Origin of the sequence: uncultured Albimonas sp. (assembly GCF_963977235.1) — a bacterium.
Classification (GTDB): domain Bacteria; phylum Pseudomonadota; class Alphaproteobacteria; order Rhodobacterales; family Rhodobacteraceae; genus Albimonas.
The window spans coordinates 1-5,801 of sequence record NZ_CAXBOD010000117.1 but is presented as its reverse complement, the minus strand read 5'-3'; the positions used below and the strand labels follow the sequence as shown (position 1 = coordinate 5,801).

The following is a 5,801-nucleotide window of genomic DNA, read 5'->3' as shown; positions in this document are numbered from 1 at the left end:
GACCCCCGAAGGGGGCTTGTCCTTGACCGGGCCGGGCGAGTCGCTCAGGCATCAATCCGCGAGGGACGGCTCCGGAGGACAGGCGCGGGGCCTGTTCTTGGGTGAGTCCTGAAGCGCCCTCCGCCTCTCCGGGCGCGTCCCTGCCCGCCGGACCATGCCCGCCCGCAGGGCGCCTCCCTGCCGTTCAGTCCCACCAGCGATCGATGCTGGCGATCCGCGCGTCGGACCAGCCGAAGTGGTGGGCCATCTCGTGCACCAGCACGTGGGCGACCAGCGCCGCGAGCGTGACGTCCCCGCGGTCGATCCACTCGTCCAGGATCGGCCGGCGAAACAGCCAGACCGTGTCCGGCGGGCCGGGGATGTCGTCATGGCGCCGCTCGGTCAGCGCCACCCCGTCGTAGAGCCCGGTCAGTTCGAACGGATCCTCGATCCCGAGATCGTCGAGAACCTCCTGTTCGGCGAAGTCCTCGACCCGCAGGAGGAACGGGCCCGCCGCCTGCAGCGCCCAGTCCGGCAGCGCCGCGACGGCCGCCTCGGCAAGGCGCTGGACGTCCTCGAGCGTGGGGGGGAGCCCCGCGCCGTCCGGCGTCTCCCGGCTCACAGCAGCCTCGCGCACATCTCGCCCGCTCCCTCTTCGCCCCGAACCCGCGCCACTCGGACCCGGATGGGGCGGGAGGTCAAGGGGTCCCCCGGCTCAGCCGATGATCGCGTCCTCGAGCGCCGCCTGCACCAGGGCGCGGCCTTCGGCGAGACCTTCCTCGTTCGCGTAGACGGGGCGGTCGACGACAAAGCGGCCGACCCGTTCGCCGCCCTCGATCACCGAGACCCGCACCTGCTGCTCGTCAAAGCCCTTGTCGCGGAACGTCACCTCCAGCGAGGCGCCGGCGTCGAGCTTCAGGGCGTCGCCGACCTCGATCTCCCACACCGTCGTCTCGGCGTCGAAGTCGTAGTAGGCGCTTGCCTGCAGATCGAAGTCGGTCCTGTCGACCCCGAAGTCCCCCTTGCCCGTGAAGTCGAACACATCCCGTCCGCCCCCGCCCCAGAGCTTGTCGTTCCCGCGCCCGCCCGAGAGCAGATCGCCGCCGCCGCCGCCATTGAGATCGTCGCTGCCGCCGCCGCCAAACAGCTTGTCGCCGCGCGCGCCGCCCTCGAGATAGTCCTTGCCGGCGCCGCCGAACAGCACGTCGGGCCCGTCCTTGCCGTTGAACGGTCCCTCGAGCCGGTCGTCGCCCTTGCCTCCGAACAGCCGGTCCGCGCCCGCCCCGCCGATCACGTGGTCGTCGCCGCCGCCGCCCTTGACCACGTCGTCGCCCGCGTCGCCGTGGACATAGTCCTTGCCCCCGCCGCCGAAGATCCGGTCGTCGCCGTCGTCACCGTGGATGTTGTCCTTGCCGCCGCCGCCCCACAGGCGGTCGTTGCCGTCCTGGCCGGCGAGGAGGTCGGCGCCGCCCTGCCCCCAGGCGCGGTCGTTGTCGTCGCCGGCCCAGACGTGATCGATGCCGCCGCCGCCCTTGATGACGTCGCGGCCTTCCATGCCGTTGATCACCTGGTCGCCGCGGCCGGCCTTCATCACGTCGTCCCCCGCCGAGCCGGTGAAAAGGCGAACCTGGTTGCCGACGGCCTTGAACGACCAGAGTTCGTCGGCCAGCAGGGTCTGGATGGCGTCGGGGTTCCGTCCGTTCTCGACCCGCAGGATGGCGTTGATCAGGTCGTCGCGCACGTCCCAGTCGAGACCCTTCCAGACCTGGAAGGTCTCTCCGGCCCACTTGAAGATCATCTTGCTGACGGTCCCGTCCCTGGGATCGCCGTCGCGATCGTACTGGAAGCGGCCCTTCAGGATCACCTTCATCTCCGAGGGGCCCGTCTCGACCAGCACGGCCTTGCGGCGGCTGCCGCGGATCGTGTCGTTGTGGAGGAGGAAATCCTCGAAGAACGGGCCGCCGAAGAACTGCGGATCGTTGTAGGAGGCCGTGCCCGGCGCGTCCTGCTTCACGATGATGCTGGGCATGCGTCGCCCCCCAAGCCTGATCGAATATGAATGGATGCCCCCCCGCTTAACGCAGCGTTGCAGGGGAAGTCACGGCAAACCCGTAGGTTCTGGAAATCATCGGGAGGGTTTTCGATGCGCGGGCCGCGGTCCCGATGCGTGGATTGCGCCGACGCCCGGGCTCAGTCGCCGCCGGCAAGCGCCAGCAGCCTGCCCAGCACGCTCGCCTTGCGGGCGGTGGCGGGCGCGCCCAGCGCCGCCTCGGCCCCCGCGGCGAGCTTCGAGCGGCCGATGCCCGACGGCGCGTGCACGAACAGCGCCCGCCCGGCAAGACGCCACGCCTCGTCCGGGGCGGCCAGCGCCGCCAGCCGCGCGAGGTTGGCCGCGTCCGGCGGCCTCGCCGTCACCCAGACGTGGCTGTCGCCCGGCGCCCACCCCGCGGGCAGGTCGTCGAGGATCGCCGCGAGCGCCGCCACCTCCAGCGCCAGCGCGACGGGGGCGAACCCGACCCGCGCCTTGAGCGCGGCCGAGATCCGGGCGCCGAGCGGCCCGGCCGCCCCCGCCTCGTGATCGAAGACGGCGTTGCCCGACTGGATCAGCGTGCGCGGCGCCTGCGCCCCGACCGCCTCGAGCGCCGCGCGCAGCTCGGCCATCGGCAGCCGGCCGCGCCCGCCGACGTTGACCCCGCGCAGCAGCAGGGTCCAGCGGGTCAGGGCCACTTCGCCTCGGGCGGCATCGACATCAGCACCGCCTCGATGTTGTGCCCGGTCTCGAGGCCGAAGCGGGTGCCGCGGTCGTAGACGAGGTTGAACTCGGCGTAGCGGCCGCGGCGGATCAACTGGTGCTCGCGGTCCTCGGGGGTCCAGGGCTCGGCGAGGCGCTTGCGGGTGATCGGCAGGAAGGCGTCGAGGAACCCGCGGCCCACGTCCTGGGTGAAGGCGAAATCCGCCTCCCAGTCGCCGGTGCACAGATCGTCGTAGAAGATGCCGCCGACGCCGCGGGCCTCCTTGCGGTGGCGGTTGTAGAAGTATTCGTCCGCCCAGGCCTTGAAGCGCGGGTAGTAGGCGGGATCGTGCCGGTCGCAGGCGGCCTGCAGCACGCGGTGGAAGAAGGCGGTGTCCTCGTCCACCGGGCGCATCGGGTTCAGGTCGCTCCCGCCGCCGAACCACCACGCGCCCGGCGTCCAGAACATCCGCGTGTTCATGTGCACCGCCGGGCATCTGGGCGAGCGCATGTGCGCCACCAGGCTGACGCCCGAGGCCCAGAACCGCGGGTCCTCGGCCAGCCCCTCGATCTCGCGCCGCGCCGACAGCGAGCGTTGCGCCTGCGCCCCCAGCACCCCGTGCACGGCCGAGACGTTGACGCCCACCTTCTCGAACAGACGACCCCCGCGCATCACCGACATCAGCCCGCCGCCGCCCTCCGAGCCGTCCTCGGATTCGCGACGGGTCTCGGTGCGCGCGAACCGTCCGGGGGGCAGGTCGGCGTGGGGGCCCTCGGGGAAAGCCTGCGCCTGCGCGTCCTCCAGCGCCTCGAACTCCGCGCAGATGCGGTCGCGCAGCGCCGCGAACCAGTCGGCCGCGCGTGTCTTTTCGGCCTCGCCGACCGGCTGAATCGTCCCGCTCACGACTGGTCCTCCGCTTCGTCGTTGATCCATTACGTTTCCCCGCTAGGGTCGCGCAACCTCGCCGAGGCCCCGCGAGTCATGCGGGGCGTGCCGGCGCGGTCGGCGGCGCGGCATCCCCTTCCCCTCTCGGGCCCCTGCGGGCGCCGGCCGCGTTTCTGCGACCTCCCGGTCCGTCCCCCCTTTTCGCGCGCCTTCGGGCCGTGCGACCCACGTTTCGGAGAGCCCCCATGCTCCCCCTTCTCCGTCGTCTCCGCGACCTCGCGGATCCGTTCGCGGCCTATGAGGCCACGACCCCGCCCGACCGCTACTGGCCGTTCATGTGGTCGATGCTGGCGCCGCTGAAGCGCCCGATGCTGGCCGCCGCGGGGCTTGGCATGTGCGTGGCGGTCATCGAGACCTCGCTGATCTGGTACGCGGGGCGGCTGGTGGACATGCTGGCGCAGGTCGCGGCCGTCGAGGGCGCCGAGGCGCTGTGGTCCCTGCGCGGGCTGGAGCTCGCGCTGGTGGCGCTGCTGATCCTGACCGTGCGGCCGCTGGCGATCGGGGCGCAGATGGCCACGCTCGACATGCTGGTGGGAGTGAACGCGGTGGCGCTGGTGCGCTGGCGTGCGCATCGCCACGTGCTGGGCCAGTCGGCGAGCTTCTTCCAGAACGACTTCGCCGGACGCATCGCCAACCGGATCGTGCAGACCGCCCCGGCGGTGGAGGAATCGGCCTTCGGCGCGCTCGAGGGGATCGTCTACTTCTGCTCCTACGTGATCGGCGCGCTGCTGGTGCTCAGCCAGGCGGACCCGCGGCTGGCGATCCCGATCCTGATCTGGCTGGCGGTCTACGGCACGATCCTGCGGGTGCTGGTGCCCCGGATGGCCCACGCGGCCGAGGAGAGCTCGAAGGGCCGCTCGGCGCTGACCGGGGCCATCGTGGACGCCTACACCAACATCCAGACGGTGAAGCTGTTCGCCCATGGCAAGCGGGAACTCGACCTCGCGCGCGAGGCGATCGAGGACCTGCGCGACCGCGACGGGCGCGAGATGGGGCTGATGTCGGTGATGTCCTTCTCGCTCGCGCTGACCGGGGGGATGCTGATCGTGGGCGCGCTGGGCACGGCCGTATGGCTGTGGTCGATCGGCGAGACGACGCTGGGCGCGGTCTCGGCCGCCTCGGCGCTGGTGCTGCGGCTCAACGCGATGATGGGCTGGATCATGTGGGTGACCTCCCAACTGTTCCGCTATGCCGGCACCATCGCCGAGGGGATGATCACCATCTCCAAGCCCCATGAGATCGTGGACGCCCCCGACGCGGCCGAACTGGCGCTGCGGGCGGGCGAGATCCGCTTCGAGGGGCTGCGCCATCGCTACGGCCGCGAGGCGGGCGGGCTCGACGGCATCGACCTCGCGATCCGGCCCGGAGAGCGGGTCGGCCTGGTGGGGCGCTCGGGCGCGGGCAAGTCCTCGCTGGTCAACCTCCTGCTGCGTTTCCACGACGTCGAGGAGGGGCGGATCCTGATCGACGGCCAGGACGTGGCGCGGGTCACCCAGGACAGCCTGCGCAACGCCATCGGCATGGTGACCCAGGACACCTCGCTGCTGCACCGCTCGGTCCGCGACAACATCCTCTACGGCAAGCCCGACGCCTCGGAGGCCGAGATGCAGGCCGCCGCGGCCCGGGTTTCGGCCCACGAGTTCATCCTCGGCCTCGAGGATTCGGCCGGCCGCCAGGGCTACGACGCCCAGGTGGGCGAGCGGGGGGTGAAGCTCTCGGGCGGGCAGCGCCAGCGGATCGCGCTGGCCCGGGTGGTGCTCAAGGACGCGCCGATCCTGGTGCTGGACGAGGCGACCTCGGCGCTCGACTCCGAGGCCGAAGCCGCGATCCAGGCGGCGATGGAGGAGCTGATGCAGGGCAAGACGGTGATCGCCATCGCGCACCGCCTGTCGACCATCGCCTCGATGGACCGGATCGTGGTGCTGGACGCGGGCCGGGTGGCCGAGCAGGGAACCCACGCCGAGCTTCTGGCCCGCGGCGGCCTCTACGCCGGCTTCTGGGCGCGCCAGTCCGGCGGCTTCCTCGGCGAAGACGCCGCCGCCCGATAGCGCGACACGCCAAAGCGGCGCCCGCCCGCCCCGGGCGCCGCGGGGAGCGCCTGTTCTCCGGAGCCGTCTCTCGCGGATGCCGATCAGAGCGACTCGG

The 5,801-nt window shown here is 71.9% G+C and carries 5 protein-coding genes; 1 reads left to right on the top strand and 4 read right to left on the bottom strand.

Features of this window, described 5'->3' with window-relative positions; all coding sequences use genetic code 11:
* Positions 1 to 184: 184 nt before the first annotated feature.
* From AAC134_RS23325 to hemF, 4 genes are all read right to left on the bottom strand, one after another.
* Positions 185 to 601: a metallopeptidase family protein gene (locus AAC134_RS23325; RefSeq protein ID WP_339952120.1), complete on the bottom strand. Its 417-nt coding sequence runs from the start codon at positions 599 to 601 to the stop codon at positions 185 to 187.
* A 93-nt stretch (positions 602 to 694) separates the two neighbouring features.
* A complete protein-coding gene (locus tag AAC134_RS23320; protein ID WP_339952118.1) occupies positions 695 to 2,008 on the bottom strand; it encodes a calcium-binding protein in 1,314 nt (437 codons plus the stop codon).
* Positions 2,009 to 2,169: 161 nt separating this feature from the next.
* Complete coding sequence (locus tag AAC134_RS23315; RefSeq protein ID WP_339952116.1) at positions 2,170 to 2,706, bottom strand: DUF1697 domain-containing protein; 537 nt, start codon at positions 2,704 to 2,706, stop codon at positions 2,170 to 2,172.
* Positions 2,697 to 3,644: an oxygen-dependent coproporphyrinogen oxidase gene (gene hemF, locus AAC134_RS23310; RefSeq protein ID WP_339952114.1), complete on the bottom strand. Its 948-nt coding sequence runs from the start codon at positions 3,642 to 3,644 to the stop codon at positions 2,697 to 2,699. The genes AAC134_RS23315 and hemF overlap by 10 nt, the downstream gene beginning before the upstream one ends.
* Positions 3,645 to 3,841: 197 nt before the next feature.
* Between hemF and AAC134_RS23305 the strand changes: the two genes are divergently transcribed.
* On the top strand, positions 3,842 to 5,704 hold the full coding sequence (locus AAC134_RS23305; RefSeq protein ID WP_339952112.1) for an ABC transporter ATP-binding protein: 1,863 nt from the start codon (positions 3,842 to 3,844) through the stop codon (positions 5,702 to 5,704).
* Positions 5,705 to 5,801 lie beyond the last annotated feature (97 nt).